Origin of the sequence: Ancylobacter dichloromethanicus (assembly GCF_018390645.1) — a bacterium.
Taxonomy (GTDB): Bacteria; Pseudomonadota; Alphaproteobacteria; order Rhizobiales; family Xanthobacteraceae; genus Ancylobacter; species Ancylobacter dichloromethanicus.
This window is the reverse complement of sequence record NZ_JAHBGC010000005.1, coordinates 73,350-93,095: the sequence shown is the minus strand read 5'-3', so window position 1 is coordinate 93,095 and position 19,746 is coordinate 73,350. Positions and strand designations below refer to the sequence as shown.

Genomic DNA, 19,746 nt, shown 5'->3' with positions numbered 1-19,746 from the left:
ACGACGCAGACGAGGCTAGGGGTTCGAGCGCGCTCTAAGTCAAGACGGGAGATCGACCCGGAAGCGTTTCTGTTGCGGCCGACATCGGCCAGCCGCAACGCAAATCAGCGCCAACCCCTCACGCCTGCGAGGCGACCTTGCTCTTCAGCGCGGCCTGCGCCGCCGCCAGCCGGGCGATCGGGACGCGGAAGGGCGAGCAGGAGACATAGTCGAGCCCGACTTCCTCGCAGAAGGCGACCGAGGCCGGGTCGCCGCCATGCTCGCCGCAGATGCCGAGCTTGAGCTTGGGCCGTACGGCGCGGCCGCGCTCGGTGGCGATCTTGACCAGTTCGCCCACGCCCTCGGTGTCGATCGACACGAAGGGGTCCACCGCGAAGATGCCCTTGGCGAGATAGGTGCCAAGGAACGTGCCGGCATCGTCGCGCGAGATGCCGTAGGTGGTCTGGGTCAGGTCGTTGGTGCCATAGGAGAAGAACTCGGCGGTTTCCGCGATCTCGCCGGCCATCAGCGCCGCGCGCGGCAGCTCGATCATGGTGCCGACCTGGTATTCCAGCGTCACCCCGGTCTCGGCCTCGACCTGCCGGGCCACCGTGTCGATGTCGTGCTTGACGAGGTCGAATTCGCGCTTGCCGGTGATCAGCGGCACCATGATTTCCGGCACCACCGGCTTGCCGGTCGATTTCTGCGCCGCCACCGCCGCTTCGAAGATGGCGCGCGCCTGCATCTCGGCGATCTCCGGGAAGGCGATGGCGAGGCGGCAGCCGCGGAAGCCCAGCATCGGGTTGAACTCGTCGAACTCGCGCTTGCGGGCGGCGAGCTTGGCCGCGCTGACCCCGAGACCCTGGGCCACCTCGGCGATGTCCTCCTCGGTGTGCGGCAGGAATTCGTGCAGCGGCGGGTCGAGCAGGCGGATGGTGACGGGGAGCCCGTCCATGATCTCGAACAGCTGCTGGAAGTCCGAGCGCTGGGCCGAGAGCAGCTTGGCCAGCGCCGCGCGGCGGCCCTTCTCGTCGTCGGCGAGGATCATTTCGCGCACGGAACGGATACGGTCGCCCTCGAAGAACATGTGCTCGGTGCGCGACAGGCCGATGCCCTCGGCGCCGAAATTCTTCGCCGTGCGCGCGTCCAGCGGGGTTTCCGCATTGGCGCGCACCTTGAGGCGGCGCACGCTGTCGGCCCAGCCCATCAGCGTGGCGAACTCGCCGGAAAGTTCCGGCTGCAGCGTCGGCACCGCGCCGGCGATCACCTGGCCGGTGGCGCCGTCAATGGTGAGGATGTCGCCCTTCTTCAGCGTCACCCCGCCGGAAGTGAGGGTGCCGGCGGCATAGTCGACGCGGATGGTGCCGGCGCCGCAGACACAGGGCTTGCCCATGCCGCGCGCCACCACGGCGGCGTGCGAGGTCATGCCGCCGCGGGTGGTGAGGATGCCCTGCGCCGCGTGCATGCCGTGAATGTCTTCCGGCGAGGTCTCGATGCGCACGAGGATGACCTTGCGGCCCTGCGTCTTCAGCAGTTCCGCCTCGTCGGCGGAGAACACGATCTCGCCCGAGGCGGCGCCGGGGGAGGCCGGCAGGCCGGAGCCGATCACCTTCTTGTCGGCCTTGGGGTCGAGCATCGGGTGCAGCAGTTGGTCGAGCGCGGCGGGGTCGACGCGGGCGATCGCCTCCTCGCGGGTGATGACGCCGCCATTGGCGAGTTCCACCGCGATGCGCAGCGAGGCCTTGGCGGTGCGCTTGCCCGAGCGGGTCTGCAGCATCCACAGCTTGCCGCGCTCGACGGTGAATTCGAGGTCCTGCATGTCGCGGTAGTGGCCTTCCAGCACGCCGGCGATGCGGACGAACTCGGTGTAGACCTCCGGCAGCGCCTTCTCCATCGAGGGCTTGTCCGAGCCGGCGCCGATGCGCGCGACCTCGGTGATGTTCTGCGGCGTGCGGATGCCGGCCACCACGTCCTCGCCCTGGGCGTTGATCAGGAACTCGCCATAGAGCGCGTTCTCGCCGGTGGAAGGGTTGCGAGTGAAGGCGACGCCGGTGGCGGAGGTCTCGCCCATATTGCCGAACACCATGGCCTGCACGTTCACCGCCGTGCCCCAGCTTTCCGGGATCTGGTGCAGGCGGCGATAGACGATGGCGCGCTGGTTCATCCACGAGCCGAACACAGCGCCGATGGCGCCCCAGAGCTGGTCGTGCGGGTCCTGCGGGAAGGGGGTGCCCAGCTCATGCGCCACCAGCGCCTTGTAGCGGGCAACGATCTCCTTCCAGTCGTCGGCGTGGAGGTCGGTGTCGAGAGTGTAGCCCTGGTCGGCCTTGAAGCTGTCGAGCACTTCCTCGAAATGGTGGTGGGGGAAATCCAGCACCACGTTCGAATACATCTGGATGAAGCGGCGATAGCTGTCATAGGCGAAGCGGGCGTCGCCGGAGGACGCCGCCACCGCCTCGACGGTGACGTCGTTCAGGCCGAGATTGAGCACTGTGTCCATCATGCCGGGCATGGAGGCGCGGGCACCCGAACGCACCGAGACCAGCAGCGGGTTGGCGGGGTCGCCGAAGCGGCGGCCGGCGAGCGCGCCGACATGGGCGAGGGCGGCCTCGACGTCGCCCTTCAGGCTGTCCGGATAGACATTGCCATTGGCGTAGTACCAGGTGCACACCTCGGTCGAGATGGTGAAGCCGGGAGGCACCGGCAGACCGAGATTCGACATTTCCGCGAGGTTCGCGCCCTTGCCGCCGAGCAGGTTGCGCATCTCCGCCGCACCTTCCGCAGTGCCGTCGCCGAAGGTGTAGACCCATTTCGTCATTTCAGAAGCCCTGTTGGGTGGGGCTGGAGATTACCCCGACACCGTGATGGAAATTCAGCCATGGCTGAAATGTACGCACCGCCAACGGGTTGGCCGGGGGGTCGACAAGGGCCCCCGCACCTTTTCCCACTCTTGGTCTAGCGTTTTGAGGTCTTTCCTTCAATCCATCATTCGCAGCTGCGTCATGAACTTTGTGCCATGCGACAAACGGATGTTACCGCAGCCTGATTGCCGCGACCGGGCGCTTGGGGCAGGTTCAGCCGCCGGCAACCCCTGAGCCCGAGAGGCACCACCGATGATTGCCACTTTGACGCGACTGGCCCCCCACATTCTCAGCCTGTTGCGGATCGCCTCCGCACTGCTGCTGCTGCAGCATGGCACTACCAAGGTACTCGGCTTCCCGGCCACTCAGATGACCGGCGTCGACCTCACCTCCCCGCCCGGCATCGCCGGCATCATCGAACTGGTCGGCGGCGCGCTGCTGCTGGTCGGGCTGTTCTCGCGCCCGGTCGCCTTCATTCTCTCGGGCATGACGGCGGTGGCCTATTTCATGGTGCACGCGCCGCAGAACTTCTTCCCGCTGGTCAATGGCGGCGAACTCGCGGCGCTGTACTGCTTCGTGTTCCTCTACCTGACCTTCGCCGGCCCCGGCCCGTGGAGCGTCGACGCGCTGCGCGGCGGTGAGCGGGCCTGACACCCGCCCCGATCCGTTCCGTCAGGCCATGCCCGGGGGAGTGCCGGGCATGGCGCCGGGATGGCCGCCCTACAGGCCGAGGCGCTGGCCGATATTCTCGACCCCGCCCGGGCCGAGCAGGCCCACAATGCCGATGAAGATGAGATAGATCGCGACGATGAAGTTCAGCAGGCGCGGCATCACGAGGATGAGGATGCCGGCAATGAGCGCGACGATCGGCTGGATGGCGACGATATTGATGTCCATGGAACGCTCCGCTGGGTGGCAGCGGCACAAGCCGCCGCGGGGCAGGATGGTTCCCGCCCCGTCCCGGCGCAAGCGCGGCGAGGCACATCCCTGCGGAACGACGTCATCCTGAGGTGCGCGCGCCGCGCGCCTCGAAGGATGGTTGTCAGCACGGCGTGGGCAACCGCCCTGCGTGCTTCGAGGGCGCCTGCGGCGCCGCCTCGGCATGACGGGGCTTCAAAAGACGTGGAATCGTGGATCCCCGGGTCAAGCCCGGGATGACGGAATGGGTGGGGCAGCGGCGCCGGCGGGACGACAGATTCGCGGGCCGGAGGCGTCCGCCCCCTACCCCTCGATGCGGTCGAAATCGGCGATGGAGCGGGTGGCGGCGCGGATGTCGGCGAGCAGGCGCAGGCGATTTTCGCGCAACCGGGCGTCCTCCGCGTTCACCGTCACCTTCTCGAAGAAGGCGTCGACCGGGGCGCGCAGCCCGGCGAGCAGCGCCATGGCGGCCTCGAAATCCTCGGCCCCCAGCGCCGCCTCGATCCGCGGGCCGAGCGCGGCGATAGCCTCGGCCAGCGCCCGTTCCTCCGGCTCGTGCAGCAGCACCACATCGACGCCGCCCTCATAGGTGACGCCGTCCTTCTTCTCCTCGATGCGCAGAATATTCGCCGCGCGCTTGGTGCCGGCGAGCAGGTTCCGGCCGTCCTCGGTGGAAAGGAACCGCCCCAGCGCCTCGACCCGCTTCACCACGAGGAGGAGGTCGTCCTGGCCGGGAAGGGCGAAGACGGCGTCGACGAGATCGTGGCGGGCACCAGCTTCGCGAAGATGCACCTTCAGGCGGTCGGCGAAGAAGGAGAGGAGGTCGTCGCGGATGGCAACGACACTTGGGAAAAATGCAGGATTTTCGACGATGAGCCTTCTAAACGCCTCGAAGAAGAACGTTTCCTTTCTCGATAGCTCAGAGCCGTCAATCCAGATAGCTTCCAACTCAGAAACTACTTGTGGTGGCACCTTCACAGCACGATCAGAGTAGATGCTCTCGCGAATTTCCAGAATTATCCTTCCAAAAATATTCAAGAGAACTGGCGCCAGCTTCACGGTCAGCCCGTTCTCCAGCACGATCCGCACCACACCGAGCGCCGCACGGCGCAGGGCGTAGGGGTCCTTGGAGCCGGTCGGCTTCTCGTCGATGGCCCAGAAGCCGACCAGCGTGTCGAGCTTGTCGGCCAGCGCCACGGCAACGGAGACTGGCGCGGTGGGGACAAAGTCGGTCGGGCCCTGCGGCTTGTAGTGCTCTTCCGCCGCCGCCGCGATTTCCTCGGGCAGGCCTTCCAGCCGGGCGTAGTATTTGCCCATCAGCCCCTGCACTTCGGGGAATTCACCGACGACTTCGGTGCGCAGATCGCTCTTGGCGTAGAGCGCCGCCTGTTCGGCAAGGTCCGGATCGGCGCCGACCACGGGCGCGAGTTCGCGCGCCAGCGCGGCGATGCGCCTGATGCGCTCAAGTTGCGAGCCGAGTTTTTCGTGGAAGGTGACGTTGCCGAACCGTTCCAGCCGCTCCGCCAGCGGCACGGTGGCGTTGGTCTTCTGGTCGGTCTCCCAGAAGAACTTGGCGTCCGACAGCCGGGCGCGGATGACGCGCTCATTGCCGGCGATGATCGCCGCTCCGCCATCGCTGGCGACAAGGTTCGACACCAGAATGAAGCGGTTGGCGAGGCGCCCGGTGGCGGGGTTCCTCAAGACGAAGCACTTCTGGTTGGCGCGGATGGTGGCGCGGATCACCTCGTCCGGCACGTCGAGAAAGGCGGGGTCGAACGACCCCATCAGCGCCACCGGCCATTCCACCAGCCCGGCGATCTCCTCCAACAGGCCGGCATCCTCGACCAGCTCCAGCCCCTGCGCGAGGGCGAGGTCCTTGGCGTCGGCGAGGATGATGTCCTTGCGGCGCTCCCGGTCGACCACCACGAAGGCGGCCTCGAGCTTAGCCATCCAGTCCTCCAGCCGGCGCACGCGGATGGTGCCTTCGGAGAGGAAGCGGTGGCCGCGCGTGGTGTCGCCCGAGCGGAGGCCGTCGACCTCGAACGGCACCACTTCCGGCTCCTCGGTCTCGGGGCCGAAGGTGCAGAGAATGGATTGCAGCGGGCGCACCCAGCGCAGCGTGGTGGGGCTGGACGACCCCTTGCCCCAGCGCATCGACTTCGGCCAGGGGAAGGCGCGGATCACCGCCGGCACGATCTCGGCGATCACATCAGGCGTGGCGCGGCCATGCTTGTGCAGGCGCGCGACATAGAACTCGCCCTTCTTCGGGTCGCTCTCGATGCTGGCCTGGTCGATGGAGGCAAGCCCGGCGGCCTTGAGGAAGCCGTCGATCGCCGGTTGCGGGGCGCCGACGCGCGGGCCCTTGCGCTCCTCATGGGTGTCCGGCTGCTGGGCCGGCAGGCCGTGCACGGCCAGCGCCAGCCGGCGCGGGGTGACGAACGCCTTGGCGCCCTCATAGACGAGGCCGCGCTCGACCAGCGCGTCGGTGACCAGCTTGCGCAGGCTTTCCGCCGCACCGGCCTGCATGCGGGCGGGAATTTCTTCGCAGAACAGTTCGAGCAGGAGATCGGGCATGGCGCTGTCGTCACGTCGGCTGGCGGGCGGCGCCGGGCCGCCCTTGCGGGAATGTCGCGGCAGGCCCTAGCACGTCGCGCCCCGCGAGGGGAGGCGTCACGTTCAGGAAAGCGGCCGGCCGCGGCTCTCCTTCATGGTCAGCGCGGCGGCGAGCGAGGCGGCCGCGACAATGATGAGATAGACGGCGGGGCCCATGTCGAACTGCTCGCGGTTCACCAGATACACCGCCACCATCGGCGCCGTGCCGCCGGCAAGGCCGAGCGCGAGGTTGTAGCTGAGCGAGAGCGCGGTGCAGCGGGTGGCCGGGCGGAACATCTCCACCAGCACGCAGGGCATCGGCCCGGCATAGCTCGCCACCAGAACGGCGAAGCCGAGCTGGCCCAGCAGCGCCAGTTCGGCGCTGCCGGAATCGAGCAGGTGGAACAGCGGCCAGGACAGCAGGATGAAGCCGATCAGCCCGCCGCAGACCACCGGCTTGCGCCCCACCCGGTCCGACAGCGCGGCGAAGACCGGCGCCAGCACCAGCACGGCGACCATGCTGATGGTGTTGATCTGCAGCGAGACCCGCTCGCTCAGCCCGTCGACCTGCTGCATGTAGGTCGTGAGATACACGAACAGCATGTAGAAGCTGACGCCCAGCGTGAGGTTCAGCACCACCGCGCGGATCATCTCGCGCCCGTCCGAGCGCAGCGCCTCGGCGAGCGGCAGCCGGCCCGGGCGGGACGGCCTCGCGGGCGCGGCCTCGCCGCCGGCGGTCGAGCCGCGCAGATAGAGCGTGAAGCCGCCCAGCACGATGCCAAGGAGGAACGGGATGCGCCAGCCCCATTCCATCAGGTCGTCCGTGCTCATTGCCATGGCGGTGACGGCGCCCACCGCCGAGCCGAGCAGCGTGCCGGCCGAGGCGCCGCAGCCGGCGAAGGAGGCGACGAGGCCCCGCGCGCGCACCGGCGCGTTCTCGGCGAGGAAGATCGCCGAGGTGGTGTATTCGCCGCCGATGGACAGCCCCTGCAGCAGCCGAAGCACCAGCAGCAGCAGCGGCGCGGCGGCGCCGATCGCCGCATAGGTCGGTAGAAATCCGATGGCGACGGTGGAGCCGGTCATCATCGCGGCGGAGATGAACAGCGCCGTGCGCCGGCCATAGCGGTCGCCGATATGGCCGAACATCACACCGCCCACCGGGCGCATGACGAAGGAGGCGGCAAAGATGCCGAAGGCCGCGATCAGCCCGACGAAGGCATCGCTGCCGGGAAAGAAGTTTTTCGCGAAGATGGCGGCGAGGAAGCCATAGGCGGCGAAATCGTACCATTCCAGCGCATTGCCCAGCGCCCCGGCGAAAAGCGCGCGCGGGCCGGCCGGCGCGGCGTCGGCGTATGGGCTGTCTGAGTAGGCTGCGACGTCGGTGCTCGACATGGACGCGGCTCCGCACGGGCGATGGAGGGAGGATCAGGGCGCGGGGGTGCCGCCCGCCGCGGTCGCCAGCCAGGCCGCCCCACAGGCCCTGGAAAGCTCGCGCACGCGCAGGATGTAGCTCTGGCGCTCGGTGACGGAGATCACGCCGCGCGCGTCCAGCAGGTTGAACACGTGGCTGGCCTTGATGCACTGGTCATAGGCCGGCTGCGCCATCAGATGGCGGGCCTTGGTGCCGTCTTCCCAGCCGGCCTCCAGATATTTCGCCGCCGCCTCTTCCGCCATGCGGAACTGCTGGAAGAGCATGTCGGTGTCGGCATGCTCGAAATTGTGCCGGGAATATTCCTGCTCGGCCTGCAGGAACACGTCGCCATAGGTGACCTTCTCGTCGCCCTCGCGGCCGTTGAAATTGAGGTCGTAGACGTTCTCGACCCCCTGCACATACATGGCGAGGCGCTCCAGCCCATAGGTCAGCTCGCCCGCCACCGGCGCGCATTCGAAGCCGGCCACCTGCTGGAAATAGGTGAACTGGCTCACCTCCATGCCGTCGCACCAGCACTCCCAGCCGAGCCCCCAGGCGCCGAGCGTCGGGCTTTCCCAGTCGTCCTCGACGAAGCGCACATCGTGCAGCCTCAGGTCGATGCCGATCGCCTCCAGCGAGGCCAAGTAGAGGTCCTGCAGGTCGGCGGGCGAGGGCTTCAGGATCACCTGGTACTGGTAATAATGCTGCAGCCGGTTCGGGTTCTCGCCATAGCGCCCGTCCTTGGGCCGGCGCGAGGGCTGCACATAGGCCGCCTTCCACGGCAGCGGCCCGAGCGCGCGCAGCGTAGTGGCGGGGTGGAAGGTGCCGGCGCCGACTTCCATGTCGTAGGGCTGGAGCACGACGCAGCCCTTGTCCGCCCAGAAGGCATGGAGCGCGAGAATGAGCCCCTGGAACGATTTGTCGGGACGCATATGCGGCGGCAGGGCGGGATCGATCATGATGAGCCGGCGGTTGGGCGGGAAAGGCGGCGCAACCTAGGCCGGGCGAGGGCGGGGATCAAGGTGGCCGCGCTCTTCCCGTGTCCCCAAGGAAACACCGTCATCCTGAGGTGCCCGGCCAATGGCCGGGCCTCGAAGGATCTCGTTGGGGTGCCGAACGAACATCCTTCGAGGCTCGCTTCGCTCGCACCTCGGGATGACGGCGCTCGGTTGGTCGCCCTCGCCGCCCGGTTTCCGCCTCCGACAAATCCGACTATCACTCGGGGATGCCCGACAGCCTCTCCGAATCGCCCGTCTCCAACGCCGCCGACTGGACCGTCTCCGAACTCTCCGGCGCGCTCAAGCGCACGGTGGAGGATTCCTTCGGCCATGTGCGGGTGCGCGGCGAGATTTCCGGCTATCGCGGGCCGCACTCCTCCGGCCACGCCTATTTCAGCCTGAAGGACCAGAATGCCCGGCTCGACGCCGTGGTGTGGAAGGGCGTGTTCGGGCGGCTGAAGCTGCGCCCCGAGGAAGGGCTGGAAGTGGTCGCCATCGGGCGCATCACCACCTTTCCCGGCAAGTCGTCCTATCAGATCGTCATCGAGCAGCTCGAATTCGCCGGCGCCGGCGCCATCATGGCGATGCTGGAGGAGCGCAAGCTCCGGCTCGCCGCCGAAGGGCTGTTCGCACCCGAGCGCAAGCGCCGTCCACCCTTCCTGCCGGCCGTCATCGGCGTCGTCACCTCGCCGACCGGCGCGGTGATCCGCGACATATTGCACCGCCTCGCCGACCGCTTCCCGCGGCATGTGCTGGTATGGCCGGTGCGGGTGCAGGGCGACACGTCAGGGGCGGAGGTGAGCGCCGCCATTCGCGGCTTCAGTTCCATTCCTGCCGGGGGCCTCGCGCTTGCCGCCGGGGGCCTGATCCCGCGCCCGGACGTGATCATCGTCGCGCGCGGCGGCGGTTCGCTGGAGGACCTGCTCGGCTTCTCCGAGGAGAGCGTGGTGCGCGCCGCGGCGGAGAGCGAGATACCGCTGATCTCCGCCGTCGGCCACGAGACCGACATCACGCTGATCGACTTCGCCGCCGATATCCGCGCCCCCACCCCGACGGCGGCGGCGGAAATGGCGGTGCCGGTGCGGGCCGACCTCGTCGCCGAACTGGCCCAGTTCCATGCCCGGCTTCGCGCCGGCTTCGCGCGCGGGCTCGACCGGCGCCGGACCGACCTGCGCAGCCTCGTCCGCCTGCTGCCGAGCGCCGACGCCCTGCTCGCCCTGCCCCGCCAGCGTCTCGACATTGCCGGTCAGCGCCTGCCGCGCGCGCTGAAGGCCAATGCCAGCGCCCATCGGCTGCGCCTCGCCCGGGCCGAGAGCCGCTTCGGCCCGCAGGTGCTGACCTCGGCCCTGACCCGCCGGCGCGAGCGCGTCGCCGTGGTCGGCGCCCGTCTGCCGCGCGGCCTCACCGCCACCACCGCCGGGCACCGGCTGCGGCTCACCCGCGTCGATTCGCGGCTGCGGCTGGTGGCCCAGTCGCAGCGCGACCGGCGCGAGCGCGGCCGCGATCGGCTGGACGGCCTGCTGGGGCGGCTGCGCCGCTGCCGGAGCCAACAGGCCGGCGCACGCGCCGGCCGGCTGGACGCCGTCGCCAAGCTGCTGGCGGCGCTGTCCTACAAGGGCGTGCTCGCACGCGGATTTGCTCTGGTCCGCAATGGCGCGGGCGCACCGGTGCACGCGGCGGAGGGCATCACTGCGGGCGACGCGCTGGAGATCGAGTTCCGCGACGGCCGGGTGGCGGTGCGGGCCACCGGATCCGGCCCCGACGCCCCGCCGCCGGCGCGCCCGCCGCGCAAGCCGGCAAAGACGCGCGCCGCGACGCCCTTGCCGGACGAGCCCCGCCAACCCACCTTGTTCGACAAGTGACGGCCGCCACGCCACACGTCGGCGGCGCCGGGCATTGGCGGAACCAGGCGTGCCGGGAACAGGCTCGCCCCTAATAGGCTTGCCGGAACCGCGCCCGGGTCTTTATTGTCGCGGCAACCGAACAGACAGGATGAGCGGGACCATGAACCGCTTCGAACGATTCCCCGCCTCGGGTGAAGCCGAGCTCCGCTATCTCGACGGCGACTTCCGGGTCGTGCGCCCGGGCACCTATGTGCGCTGCGCCGTCACCGGCGAGGCGATCCCGCTCGACGAGCTGCGCTATTGGAGCGTGGACCTGCAGGAAGCCTATGCCAGCCCGCAGGCGGTGCTCGCCCGGCATTATCCCGACCGCATCAGCCCCGGCTGAGCGCGTCCGTCAGCTTCCCAGCCCGCCGAGCATGCGCTCCAGCGCCTTGGCGCTCTGTGGCTCCAGCGCCATGCGCACCGGCAGCACGTCGGAGGCGGCGATCAGGTGCTGGCCGATGTCGCTGCCGGCGAGCCGCATCGCGTCCTTCTCGGTGGTGACGAGCAGGAGGTCCATCGCCTCGGCCTGCGCGCGCAGTTCCTCCACCTCGGCGGCGGTGTAAACATGGTGATCGGGAAAGGCCCGCGTCACCACCGGCAGTACGCCCAGCGTGCGCAACGATTCGAAGAACTTGGCCGGGCGGCCGATGCCGGCATAGGCGAGCACCCGCTTGCCGAGCAGCCGCGCCACCGCCTGCGCCTCCGGCGCCAGCCGGCCGCGCAGCACCACCACGCCCGCCGCGTAGCCCTCGCGGGCGGCGCGTTCGCCCGGCGCGCCCTCGCCGATCACCAGCAGCGCCTGCGCCCGCTCCAGTTGCGGGGCGAGCGGCGCGCGCAGCGGCCCGGCCGGCAGGCACAGGCCGTTGCCGACCCCCACCCCGGCGTCGACGACCAGGATCGACAGCGACTTGGCCAGTGCCGGGCTCTGAAAACCGTCATCCATGATCAGCACATCGGCGCCGGCCTGCGCCGCGGCCTGCGCGCCGGCCAGGCGGTCGCGGGCGACGAAGGTCGGGGCACTGCGGGCCAGCAGCAGCGGCTCGTCGCCCACCTCGTCGGCACCATGCAGAAGAGGGTCGACCCGCACCGGGCCCTTCAGCCGCCCGCCATAGCCGCGGGTGAGCACCGCCGGCTTGTGGCCGCGCAACGTGAGGCGGCGGGCGATCTCGATCACCGTCGGCGTCTTGCCGGCGCCGCCCACCGTGGGGTTGCCGACACAGATCACCGGCAGGCCGACCTCGGTGCCGGGCTGGCGCAGGCGGGCCAGCGTGGCCCCGCCCACCAGCGCGCCCAGCGGCGCCAGCAGCTTCGCCAGCAGGCCGCGTTCCCGTCGCCACCAGAAATCCGGTGCCTGCATGAAGGTCAACGCCTCTCCAGCCTGATCTGCACCAGATAGGGATCGATGGCGGCAAGCGTGCGTTCCAGCGCGCCGCCGAAATTCTCCACCGTCGCCTGCCCGGCCGCAATCATCCGGCCGCGCGAGGCGCCGTCCGCCAGCAGCATGTAGGCGGCGGCGGCCAGCGAGCGCGCATCGGTCACCGGCGCGGCACCGCCGGCCTCGTCGAGCCGGGCATAGAGCGCGTTGAAATTGGTCACGTTCGGCCCGTGCAGGATGGCGGTGTCGAGCTTGATCGGCTCGATCGGGTTCTGCCCGCCCTTGCGCACCAGCGACCCGCCGAGCAGGGCCACCGGCCCGAGCCGGTAGAACAGCCCGAGTTCGCCGATGGTGTCGGCGACATAGATGGCGGTGCCCTTGTCCGGGCGGTAGCCGTCGCTGCGCAGGACTGCCGGGCAGCCCGCCGCGGTGGCCAGTTCCACCACCGCGACGCCGCGCTCGGGATGGCGGGGGGCAATGATGGTGAGCAGGTTCGGCAGTTCCTTGGCGAGCCGCTGATGCGCCTCGATGACGATCTCCTCCTCGCCCGGATGGGTGGAGGCGGCGATGAACACCACCCGCCCGGCGGTGGCGGTGCGCAGCGCGTCGAAGGCGGCGATGTCGACCGGGGGCGGCGGCGCGTCGAATTTCAGGTTGCCGGTGACGGTGACGCGCGGCGCGCCGAGCTGAATCAGCCGCTCGCCATCCTCCGGGCCCTGCGCCAGGCACAGGTCGACCCGCGACAGCAGGGCGGACACGCTGCCCTGGACCCGCCGCCAATTGGCGAAGGAGGCCGGCGACATCCGCGCATTGACCATCACCAGCGGCGTGCCGCGCGCATTCACCTCGATGATCAGGTTCGGCCACAGCTCGGATTCGACCAGCAGCACCAGATCGGGCCGCCAGTGCCTGAGGAAGCGCCGCACGAAGAGCGGGGAATCCAGCGGCACGAACTGGTGCGGCACGTCGGGCGGCAGGCGCGACTGCGCCAGCTGCGCCGAGGTCAGCGTGCCGGAGGTGAACAGCACGCGAAAGCCGCGCCCGCGCAGCCGCTCGATCAGCGGCAATACGGCGATCATCTCGCCGACGCTGGCACCGTGCACCCACACCAGGGCGCCGCGCGGGCGCGGGGCGCTGGCCCGGCCATAGCGCTCGCCGAGCCGGGTGCCGTCCTCCTTGCCGCGCTTCAGCCGGCGCGCCAGCAGCAGGCGGACCAAGGGCGGCGCCAGCCAGGTGGCCGCCCGGTACAGGCGGACGAGGAAAGGGGAGCGCGCCCGTGCCATGGCGCGTCAACCGTTGCGCGGTTCGGCGGAAGCGTGATCCGGCGCGGGATTCCGGGGGGCTGCCGGTGGCGCGGGATTCGCCGCCGCCGGCGCTTCCGGCCTGGCGGCGGCCGGAGTCGCCGACCGCCGGCCGACCAGTTCCTCGGCCCGGGCGGTGATCTGTTCCAGCTGGCGCTGCAATTCGCGCCGCGCCTCCTCCAGCGCCTCCGGGCCGGCATCGACCGCCACCCGCACGCCATCGCCCGCGACCACCGCCGCCCGGCCGAAGGGAAGGTGGATCGCCGCCCTGTCCCAGCTGCGGGCGAGGATGCGCCGCGAGGTGGCGATGGCGACCGGGTAGATCGGCCGCCCGGAATGCTTGGCGATGGTGACCACGCCGAGGCCGACGACGCGCGAGATCTTCGGCACGTCCGCCGTCATCGCCACATTGGTGCCCTCGCCGAGATGGCGGATCATCTCCAGCGTGGCGTTGAAGCCGCCCTTGGTGCGGAAGTCGCGCCCCTGCGCGCCGGAGCCGCGCACCGCCCCGATACCCAGCGCCTCGGCCGCGATGGCGTTCACGTCGGCATCGGCGCTGCGCGAGATCATCACCTTGGCGCGGTGATAGGGCCTGACGATGAACGGGGTGAGAAAATGCTGCCCGTGCCAGAAGGTGAGGATCATCGGCAGCTGCGCGTCGGCCAGCTCATACAGGTTGGCCGGCTCCATCACCACGCGCTGGGTGCGCCAGACGAGGCGCAGATAGGACGCCATGCCCCGCCCGAGAACGGTGCGGACCGTCGGTGAGGTGCGCAGTCTACGCCACATGCGGAAACCGGCGTTCAGCTGGTCTTCGCGCTGGCTTCCGGGTCCAGCAGGCGATGAAGGTGCACGATGAAGTAACGGGTCTGCGCCTGGTCGACGGTCTGCTGCGCCTTCGCCTTCCACGCCGCATGGGCGGTGGCGTAGTTCGGGAAGATGCCGACGACGTCCAGCGCGTCAAGGTCCTTGAAGGTGACGCCGTCGATCTTTTCGAGCTCGCCGCCGAAGACAAGGTGCAGAAGCTGGGGACTGGTGGTCTCGGGCATTCCGGTCGCGTCCTGTGCTCGGGAACCGTCAGCGCGCCGCGGCGACGAGTGCGGGATGAAGCAGGCTGCCGGCGGAAACCAGCGCTCCATGCCGTGGCACCGGCGCGTTATAGGCGAGCGGACGGCCATCGAGCGTGGTCAGCCGTCCGCCTGCTTCGTGCACCAAAAGGTCCGCTGCGGCAAGGTCCCAATCATTCCCGTTGGGTGACGCCAGCGCCGCATCCAGTTCGCCGGTGGCGACGCGGGCCAGCCGCAGCGCCAGCGACCTGATGCGCTCGACCCGGCGCAGGCTTCCGTTCCGGTCCATGTGGTTGAGCCACGGGGCGGGACCGTCGATCACCGCGCCGGCCACGGCCCCCGCCTCGGACACCCGGATCGGCCGGCCGTTGCGCGTCGCGCCGCCGCCCAGCACGGCGATGAACAGTTCGTCGGTCACCGGCGCGAACAGCGCCCCGGCGATCGGGCGGCCGTCCTCCACCAGCGCGGCCTCGACGCACCAGTCCTCGCGCCCGGCCATGTAGGCGCGGGTGCCGTCGATCGGATCGACGATCCATACCCGGCGCCGCGACAGCCGCGAGGGCTCGTCCACCGTTTCCTCCGACAGCCAGCCATAATCCGGGCCGATCAGGCTGAGCCGCTCGCGCAGCATCGCGTCGACCGCGAGGTCGGCCTCGGTGACCGGGGAATCATTGTGCTTGGACCAGCTCTTCACGCCCTCGCGGAACATCGCCACCGCCACCGCGCCGGCGGCGACGACCGCGTCGGCCAGATGTCGCGCCGCGACGGCGGGATCGGCGAGGGGATCGTGGCGGGGGAGGTCGGAGGCAAGGGTCGGCATCGGGTCCATTCGGGGGAAGTACGCGGGAGGGGAAAAGAATGCAAACGCGATATCGGCATTCGGAACCAATCCGACAAGCTTTCATCAAGCATAGGTGCCATTCGGCGCCGAGAAGAAACCGTCAACCATCTCCCTTAAGCGGGTCGGCAGGCCCCCGCGACTACAGTGCCCCCACGACCGAGGCCGCAGAGCCAGAAAATCGGCGGGGAGATGCGAGATGCGTCAGCAGAAGATGGAAGCACAGATGGACGCGGCCGGGCCGGTGGCGGCCGATCCCTACGTGGCGCTGCCGCGCCCGGACTCGCCGGAGGGCTGGCCGCTCCGGTTCCAGTCGCCCGACCCGGGCGCCGATGGCCACATGCGGCATGTCGAGCTCGGCCCGCAGTCCGTCGTGCTGCGCCGCCGCGTCGCCGGCGTGCCGATGAAGGCGGCCCGCCCGCTCAAAGCCTATCAGGGCCTCGCCGTCGAGCTGCTCGACCCCGAAGGCGAGGGCGACGGGGTCGCCATCGTACTGGCGCATGCCGACCTGGCGCTGTGCGTGACGTTGTACAGCGCGCCGCACATCGACGACGTGGTGGCGGAATGGCGCTTCTGGAGCGCGGCGCTCGGGCTGCCCATGCTGGTGAGCGAAGCCGACGGCACCCGCCGGCCCGCCTATGCGATGATCGGCCGGCTCACCGTCGGCGACACGCGGGAGCGCCGCGCACGCCGGGGAGCGCTCAAGCACCGCCGGCCGAGCGTCTATCGGCGCCGCGCCGCCGGGCGTCCCATCGGCGAGCCGGCCGTGCATCGCGGCGAGCGCGAGCTGATCGCGCGGGACTGAACCCGTGCGTCACGCCCCGCCCTGCGGCGCGATCGGCCGCACCAGATGACCGTGAAAGGCGACCGCAAGCCCCATCAGCGTGGCCAGCAGCCCCCCGGCCGCCTCGGTGACCAGCGTCACCGACCATTGCCCCTGCGCGATCTGGAGGCCGAGCCGGGTGCTGTTGCCGCTCATGAAGGACAGGAACAACCCTCCGAGATGGGCGTAGCCGACCGCATCGACGAAGCCGGCAGCAAAAAGGGCGCACGCGGCGCCCTTTCCTCTTCTCGCTTCGCCTATGGCGTGTCAGGGGCAGACATGCACCCAGCCGCCACCCCAGCCGCGGCGCCAGTAGCAGGTCGGGCGAACCGGCGGGCCCCAGCCGCGCGCATAGGGCGGTACGTACCAGTTGCGCCAGTTGGGACGCCAGAAGCAGCGCCAGGGACCGCAGATCCAGCGCACATTCTCGGCCTGCAGGGCGGGCGCCCCAATGCTGTCGAGAGCGGCGGAGGGCGCGGCGAGGCTCGGCAGGGTAACGCCGGCCTGGGCGGAGCCGGAGCCAACGCCCACAACCACGAAGGCGGCGAGCGCCAGGGCGGCGCCGAAGATCGCCCGGCGCAGCAGCGCGAGAGCGGAAGTCACGTAGGGATCACGCATGAGGCACTCCCCGTGAAAAGGTGGCGATAGAAAGGCAGGATAGCACGGGCCTTGCCGGGCACCAGCCGCAACCCCATGCGGCAGCGGAAATTCTTCCCGGCCGCTGACGCCGCCGCCGACCTCGCCTATGGTGGCGGGCGCCACCCTTCCGCCCCCCTTCCGCAAACCTGCCGCCAAGACCTCCGGAGGCCCCGCATGCGCTCGAAAATCATCGGCACCACGCTCCCCGTTCTCGAACTCCAGCTCGACGCCGGCGACCGCGTCATCGGCGTTCCCGACCAGCTTTCCTGGATGTCGGGGGATATCTCGCTCACCACCTCCACCGCCGGCGGCGGCGGGTCGGGCGGGCTGTTGGGGCTCGTGAGTCGGGCGGTATCGGGCGGCGGGCTGTTCATGACCGAATTCCACGCCGAGCGCGGCCCGGGCAATGTCGCCTTCGCCGCCAAGCTGCCCGGCAGCTTCGTCGAGATGCAGGTCGAGCCCGGGCGCGGCTATCTGGTCCACCGCCACGGCTTCGTCTGCGGCACCCCCGGCATCGAGGTGACGACCGCGTTCCAGCAGACGCTGGGCGGGGCGGTGTTCGGCGGCGAGGGCTTCATCCTGCAGAAGCTCGCCGGCCGCGCCAGCGCCTTCGTCGAGCTGAGCGGCGAACTGGTCACCTATGAACTGCAGCCCGGCCAGCAATTGCTCGTGCATCCCGGTCATGTCGGCATGTTCGAGGAGACCGTCGGATTCGAACTGACGACGATGCGCGGCGTGCGCAATGCGCTGTTCGGCGGCGACGGACTGTTCCTGGTGCGGCTGTCGGGGCCCGGCAAGGTCTGGCTGCAGAGCCTGACCGCGCCTGGCCTGGCCCATGCGATCAGCTATTATCTGCCGGAACGCCGGGGCTGAAGCCGGCCGTCGGGGCGGCCGGGATCAGGAGGGCGGGGGATCAGGAGGGCGGCATGCCCGCCCCGGTGCCGCTGAGCAGCGCGAGACCGACCAGCCCGCCGCCCAGCACCAGCAGTGCCGGGTTGATCTTCTTGACGCAGTAGACCCCGGCGAACACCGCGAAGGCGATGACGACGGTCAGTCGGCCGTCGATCGCCGTGCGGGCGATCGAGATGGTGCCCGAGGCCATCAGCCCGACCACGAGCGGCGCCAGCCCCTGCTGCAGCGCGCGCCGCCACGGCGAGCCCTCGAAATGGTCCCACACCCGCGAGGCCGCCCAGGAGATCGCCCCGGCCGGCAGGAAGAAGCCGAGAAAGGCCATCAACGCCCCGACAAAGCCGGTGACGTGGTAGCCGATGACGATGACCATCAGCATGTTGGGGCCGGGCACCACCTGGCCGAGGCCGTAAATGTCGCGGAACTGGTCGTCGTTCAGCCAGTGATGGGTTTCCACCACCAGCGCCTTGGTCTCCGGCAGCACGGCGGCCCCGCCGCCGACCGCCAGGATCGACAGCAGCGAGAAGACGCCGAGGACCGACAGGTTCTCGTTCATGAGGCCTCCCCGGATTTGCCGGCGGCGGCCTCGCCGTCTCCCTTGCGCGGGCGGAACAGGAACACCGCGACCGGGCCGACGGTCAGCAACACCCAGATCAGCGAGATGTGCAGGAAGCTGACCATCAGCACCGTCGCGGCGATGATGGCGACGTTGAGCACCTGATTGAGCTGCTTGTGCCCGATCTGCAGCGTCACCGCCGAGAGCATGCCGACCGCGGCGGCGCCCACCCCGACAAGGGCGGCGTTGACATAGGGGTTGTGGGCGTTGGCGGCGTAGGCCACGCCGAGCGCCAGAACCATGCTGCCGCCCGGCAGCGTCATGCCGGCGAAGGCGATGATGGCGCCGGCCACGCCGCGCAGCCGGTCGCCGACGATGATGCTCATATTGGTGGCGTTGAGGCCGGGCAGCGCCTGCGAGATCTCCAGCGCCGAGAGGAAGTGCTCCTCGTCCAGCCAGCCTTTCTTCAGCACCAGGCTGGCCCGCAGATACGCCACCACGCCGCCGCCGAAGCTGATCGCGCCGATGAACAGGAAGGTGACGAAGATGTCCCACAGAGGCACGCCGCGCGGCACCGCGTAGGCGGCGGGCGCCTCGGCGGCGGCGGCGGGAACCGGCGGAGGGGAAGGGTTCATGCGGGGAGGTTCCAGAGATGCGCCGGCGGCGGGTTCAGCCTTCGTGGCTGGCCACGAGCTGCTTGCCGAAATTGTACACCAGCGCGGTCTTGGTCGCCCCGAGCTTCACCCATTCGGGCGCGCGGGTCTGCGCCGCCTTGAAGAACTCCTCGGAGCGGGCGAGCGCCTTGGCGCTGAGCGCGTCGTAGCGGTCGAACTTCGCCTGGAAGGCGAACTCGCCGATGATCGAGCTCTCGGTGGCGCGGTCGCGCCAGACCGCGATGGTCGCCTTGGCGATCAGCCCATGGCCGAAATCGAACGAGCCGACATTCACCTGCACCTCCTCGACCGGCAGGTTGTTCACCAGCGAGATCGTCGCCGCCTTGTCGGCCGGGCAGTGCTCGGCCAGCTCGGGGAAAACCGAGGTGATGCGCTCCAGCCCGGCGTCCAGCACCAGGCCGGGGCTGAGCAGCACGCAATTATGCGAATAGAGCGAGCGCACGCCGCCCAGGCTGTCCTTCAGCGGCAGAAGTTCCTCCTTGAACTTGATGTCGGCCGCGCCGCTGAGATGCGGCACCACGTCGACCGCCGCGGCGACGGCGAGTTCGGGATGGCGGAACTTCAGCGTCAGCTCATGCTCGGGCTCGGGCCAGCCATCGGTGTAGAAGGTGCGCTTCCGCAAGATGAAGGCGTTGCGGTAGAGGTCGTAGTCGGGCGTGTCGTAGAACAGCACTTCGCGCACCTGGCGCTTGAAGCCGTCCTTGTTGGTGCTGACGCCGACCTTGAACTCGGGCGCGATCAGGCACAGCTTGTGCCAGTAAACCTCGAACTGGTGGGGATCGAAGAAGCGCTCCGGGCGGAGCAGGATCTTGTATTCGCGGTAGTGAATATCGTCCATGGAAGGTTCCGCTGCCCCAGGCCTCGCGCCGGGCGACAAGATTTACGCCCCCCGCGAAGTCTCTACAAGGCCAGTCCGGCG

Annotated in this window: 20 protein-coding genes; 5 read left to right on the top strand and 15 right to left on the bottom strand. The window is 69.6% G+C overall.

Annotation, left to right across the window (positions count from 1 at the left end):
* Positions 1-118 precede the first annotated feature (118 nt).
* Positions 119-2,797 carry a pyruvate, phosphate dikinase gene (gene ppdK, locus KHC23_RS02910; protein WP_213369316.1) on the bottom strand — a complete coding sequence of 893 codons (2,679 nt, stop codon included), beginning with the start codon at positions 2,795-2,797 and terminating at the stop codon, positions 119-121.
* 295 nt (positions 2,798-3,092) lie between these two features.
* Between ppdK and KHC23_RS02905 the strand changes: the two genes are divergently transcribed.
* On the top strand, positions 3,093-3,491 hold the full coding sequence (locus KHC23_RS02905; protein ID WP_213369315.1) for a DoxX family protein: 399 nt from the start codon (positions 3,093-3,095) through the stop codon (positions 3,489-3,491).
* Between the two features lie 69 nt (positions 3,492-3,560).
* On the opposite strand, the gene KHC23_RS02900 is transcribed toward KHC23_RS02905, so the two are convergent.
* From KHC23_RS02900 to KHC23_RS02885, 4 genes are all read right to left on the bottom strand, one after another.
* A complete protein-coding gene (locus tag KHC23_RS02900; RefSeq protein WP_213369313.1) occupies positions 3,561-3,737 on the bottom strand; it encodes a DUF3096 domain-containing protein in 177 nt (58 codons plus the stop codon).
* A 324-nt stretch (positions 3,738-4,061) separates the two neighbouring features.
* Positions 4,062-6,332, bottom strand: coding sequence for a glycine--tRNA ligase subunit beta (gene glyS / locus KHC23_RS02895; protein ID WP_213369311.1), 2,271 nt, complete (start codon positions 6,330-6,332; stop codon positions 4,062-4,064).
* Positions 6,333-6,434: 102 nt separating this feature from the next.
* Positions 6,435-7,742, bottom strand: a complete 1,308-nt coding sequence (locus KHC23_RS02890) for an MFS transporter (RefSeq protein WP_213369303.1) — start codon at positions 7,740-7,742, stop codon at positions 6,435-6,437.
* A gap of 33 nt (positions 7,743-7,775) precedes the next feature.
* Positions 7,776-8,720 carry a glycine--tRNA ligase subunit alpha gene (locus KHC23_RS02885; protein ID WP_213369301.1) on the bottom strand — a complete coding sequence of 315 codons (945 nt, stop codon included), beginning with the start codon at positions 8,718-8,720 and terminating at the stop codon, positions 7,776-7,778.
* 266 nt (positions 8,721-8,986) lie between these two features.
* On the opposite strand from KHC23_RS02885, the gene xseA reads away from it, so the two are divergent.
* Positions 8,987-10,621, top strand: coding sequence for an exodeoxyribonuclease VII large subunit (gene xseA / locus KHC23_RS02880; protein WP_213369299.1), 1,635 nt, complete (start codon positions 8,987-8,989; stop codon positions 10,619-10,621).
* Between the two features lie 142 nt (positions 10,622-10,763).
* Positions 10,764-10,988 (top strand): DUF2093 domain-containing protein, encoded by a 225-nt coding sequence (locus KHC23_RS02875; protein ID WP_213369297.1) that lies wholly within the window; start codon positions 10,764-10,766, stop codon positions 10,986-10,988.
* Between the two features lie 9 nt (positions 10,989-10,997).
* Here the strand turns inward: KHC23_RS02875 and lpxK are convergent, their stop codons facing one another.
* The 5 genes from lpxK to KHC23_RS02850 all read right to left on the bottom strand — a co-directional run bounded on the left by lpxK (position 10,998) and on the right by KHC23_RS02850 (position 15,208).
* On the bottom strand, positions 10,998-12,002 hold the full coding sequence (lpxK, locus tag KHC23_RS02870; RefSeq protein ID WP_213369763.1) for a tetraacyldisaccharide 4'-kinase: 1,005 nt from the start codon (positions 12,000-12,002) through the stop codon (positions 10,998-11,000).
* A 5-nt stretch (positions 12,003-12,007) separates the two neighbouring features.
* On the bottom strand, positions 12,008-13,303 hold the full coding sequence (locus tag KHC23_RS02865; RefSeq protein ID WP_213369296.1) for a 3-deoxy-D-manno-octulosonic acid transferase: 1,296 nt from the start codon (positions 13,301-13,303) through the stop codon (positions 12,008-12,010).
* 6 nt (positions 13,304-13,309) lie between these two features.
* The gene (locus KHC23_RS02860; protein WP_246544105.1) at positions 13,310-14,056 is read right to left on the bottom strand and encodes a lysophospholipid acyltransferase family protein; all 747 of its coding nucleotides are present in this window, start codon (positions 14,054-14,056) and stop codon (positions 13,310-13,312) included.
* Positions 14,057-14,124: 68 nt separating this feature from the next.
* Positions 14,125-14,370 (bottom strand): DUF4170 domain-containing protein, encoded by a 246-nt coding sequence (locus KHC23_RS02855; protein ID WP_213369294.1) that lies wholly within the window; start codon positions 14,368-14,370, stop codon positions 14,125-14,127.
* 28 nt (positions 14,371-14,398) lie between these two features.
* On the bottom strand, positions 14,399-15,208 hold the full coding sequence (locus KHC23_RS02850; protein WP_213369292.1) for a 3'(2'),5'-bisphosphate nucleotidase CysQ: 810 nt from the start codon (positions 15,206-15,208) through the stop codon (positions 14,399-14,401).
* Between the two features lie 217 nt (positions 15,209-15,425).
* On the opposite strand from KHC23_RS02850, the gene KHC23_RS02845 reads away from it, so the two are divergent.
* Complete coding sequence (locus tag KHC23_RS02845) at positions 15,426-16,031, top strand: DUF6101 family protein (RefSeq protein ID WP_246544103.1); 606 nt, start codon at positions 15,426-15,428, stop codon at positions 16,029-16,031.
* A 9-nt stretch (positions 16,032-16,040) separates the two neighbouring features.
* Here the strand turns inward: KHC23_RS02845 and KHC23_RS02840 are convergent, their stop codons facing one another.
* Positions 16,041-16,310, bottom strand: a complete 270-nt coding sequence (locus KHC23_RS02840; RefSeq protein ID WP_213369759.1) for a DUF1275 family protein — start codon at positions 16,308-16,310, stop codon at positions 16,041-16,043.
* A gap of 6 nt (positions 16,311-16,316) precedes the next feature.
* Positions 16,317-16,667, bottom strand: coding sequence for a hypothetical protein (locus KHC23_RS02835; RefSeq protein WP_213369290.1), 351 nt, complete (start codon positions 16,665-16,667; stop codon positions 16,317-16,319).
* 195 nt (positions 16,668-16,862) lie between these two features.
* On the opposite strand from KHC23_RS02835, the gene KHC23_RS02830 reads away from it, so the two are divergent.
* Positions 16,863-17,561, top strand: a complete 699-nt coding sequence (locus KHC23_RS02830; protein WP_213369289.1) for a TIGR00266 family protein — start codon at positions 16,863-16,865, stop codon at positions 17,559-17,561.
* Positions 17,562-17,601: 40 nt separating this feature from the next.
* Here KHC23_RS02830 and KHC23_RS02825 read toward each other — a convergent pair whose 3' ends face one another.
* Genes KHC23_RS02825 through KHC23_RS02815 form a run of 3 tightly spaced genes read right to left on the bottom strand, consistent with a single transcriptional unit; the run spans position 17,602 to position 19,665 of the window.
* Positions 17,602-18,153, bottom strand: coding sequence for a chromate transporter (locus KHC23_RS02825; protein WP_213369287.1), 552 nt, complete (start codon positions 18,151-18,153; stop codon positions 17,602-17,604).
* Positions 18,150-18,788, bottom strand: a complete 639-nt coding sequence (locus KHC23_RS02820; protein ID WP_213369285.1) for a chromate transporter — start codon at positions 18,786-18,788, stop codon at positions 18,150-18,152. The genes KHC23_RS02825 and KHC23_RS02820 overlap by 4 nt, the downstream gene beginning before the upstream one ends.
* A 34-nt stretch (positions 18,789-18,822) precedes the next feature.
* On the bottom strand, positions 18,823-19,665 hold the full coding sequence (locus KHC23_RS02815; protein ID WP_213369283.1) for a hypothetical protein: 843 nt from the start codon (positions 19,663-19,665) through the stop codon (positions 18,823-18,825).
* Between the last annotated feature and the right edge of the window lie 81 nt (positions 19,666-19,746).

Excerpts from the sequence above, each read along its gene's own strand:
- ppdK (WP_213369316.1), bottom strand. The coding sequence starts at position 2,797 with ATGACGAAATGGGTCTACACCTTCGGCGACGGCACTGCGGAAGGTGCG.
- KHC23_RS02905 (WP_213369315.1), top strand. The coding sequence starts at position 3,093 with ATGATTGCCACTTTGACGCGACTGGCCCCCCACATTCTCAGCCTGTTG.
- KHC23_RS02900 (WP_213369313.1), bottom strand. The coding sequence starts at position 3,737 with ATGGACATCAATATCGTCGCCATCCAGCCGATCGTCGCGCTCATTGCC.
- glyS (WP_213369311.1), bottom strand. The coding sequence starts at position 6,332 with ATGCCCGATCTCCTGCTCGAACTGTTCTGCGAAGAAATTCCCGCCCGC.
- KHC23_RS02890 (WP_213369303.1), bottom strand. The coding sequence starts at position 7,742 with ATGTCGAGCACCGACGTCGCAGCCTACTCAGACAGCCCATACGCCGAC.
- KHC23_RS02885 (WP_213369301.1), bottom strand. The coding sequence starts at position 8,720 with ATGATCGATCCCGCCCTGCCGCCGCATATGCGTCCCGACAAATCGTTC.
- xseA (WP_213369299.1), top strand. The coding sequence starts at position 8,987 with ATGCCCGACAGCCTCTCCGAATCGCCCGTCTCCAACGCCGCCGACTGG.
- KHC23_RS02875 (WP_213369297.1), top strand. The coding sequence starts at position 10,764 with ATGAACCGCTTCGAACGATTCCCCGCCTCGGGTGAAGCCGAGCTCCGC.
- lpxK (WP_213369763.1), bottom strand. The coding sequence starts at position 12,002 with ATGCAGGCACCGGATTTCTGGTGGCGACGGGAACGCGGCCTGCTGGCG.
- KHC23_RS02865 (WP_213369296.1), bottom strand. The coding sequence starts at position 13,303 with ATGGCACGGGCGCGCTCCCCTTTCCTCGTCCGCCTGTACCGGGCGGCC.
- KHC23_RS02860 (WP_246544105.1), bottom strand. The coding sequence starts at position 14,056 with ATGGCGTCCTATCTGCGCCTCGTCTGGCGCACCCAGCGCGTGGTGATG.
- KHC23_RS02855 (WP_213369294.1), bottom strand. The coding sequence starts at position 14,370 with ATGCCCGAGACCACCAGTCCCCAGCTTCTGCACCTTGTCTTCGGCGGC.
- KHC23_RS02850 (WP_213369292.1), bottom strand. The coding sequence starts at position 15,208 with ATGCCGACCCTTGCCTCCGACCTCCCCCGCCACGATCCCCTCGCCGAT.
- KHC23_RS02845 (WP_246544103.1), top strand. The coding sequence starts at position 15,426 with ATGCGTCAGCAGAAGATGGAAGCACAGATGGACGCGGCCGGGCCGGTG.
- KHC23_RS02835 (WP_213369290.1), bottom strand. The coding sequence starts at position 16,667 with ATGCGTGATCCCTACGTGACTTCCGCTCTCGCGCTGCTGCGCCGGGCG.
- KHC23_RS02830 (WP_213369289.1), top strand. The coding sequence starts at position 16,863 with ATGCGCTCGAAAATCATCGGCACCACGCTCCCCGTTCTCGAACTCCAG.
- KHC23_RS02825 (WP_213369287.1), bottom strand. The coding sequence starts at position 18,153 with ATGAACGAGAACCTGTCGGTCCTCGGCGTCTTCTCGCTGCTGTCGATC.
- KHC23_RS02820 (WP_213369285.1), bottom strand. The coding sequence starts at position 18,788 with ATGAACCCTTCCCCTCCGCCGGTTCCCGCCGCCGCCGCCGAGGCGCCC.
- KHC23_RS02815 (WP_213369283.1), bottom strand. The coding sequence starts at position 19,665 with ATGGACGATATTCACTACCGCGAATACAAGATCCTGCTCCGCCCGGAG.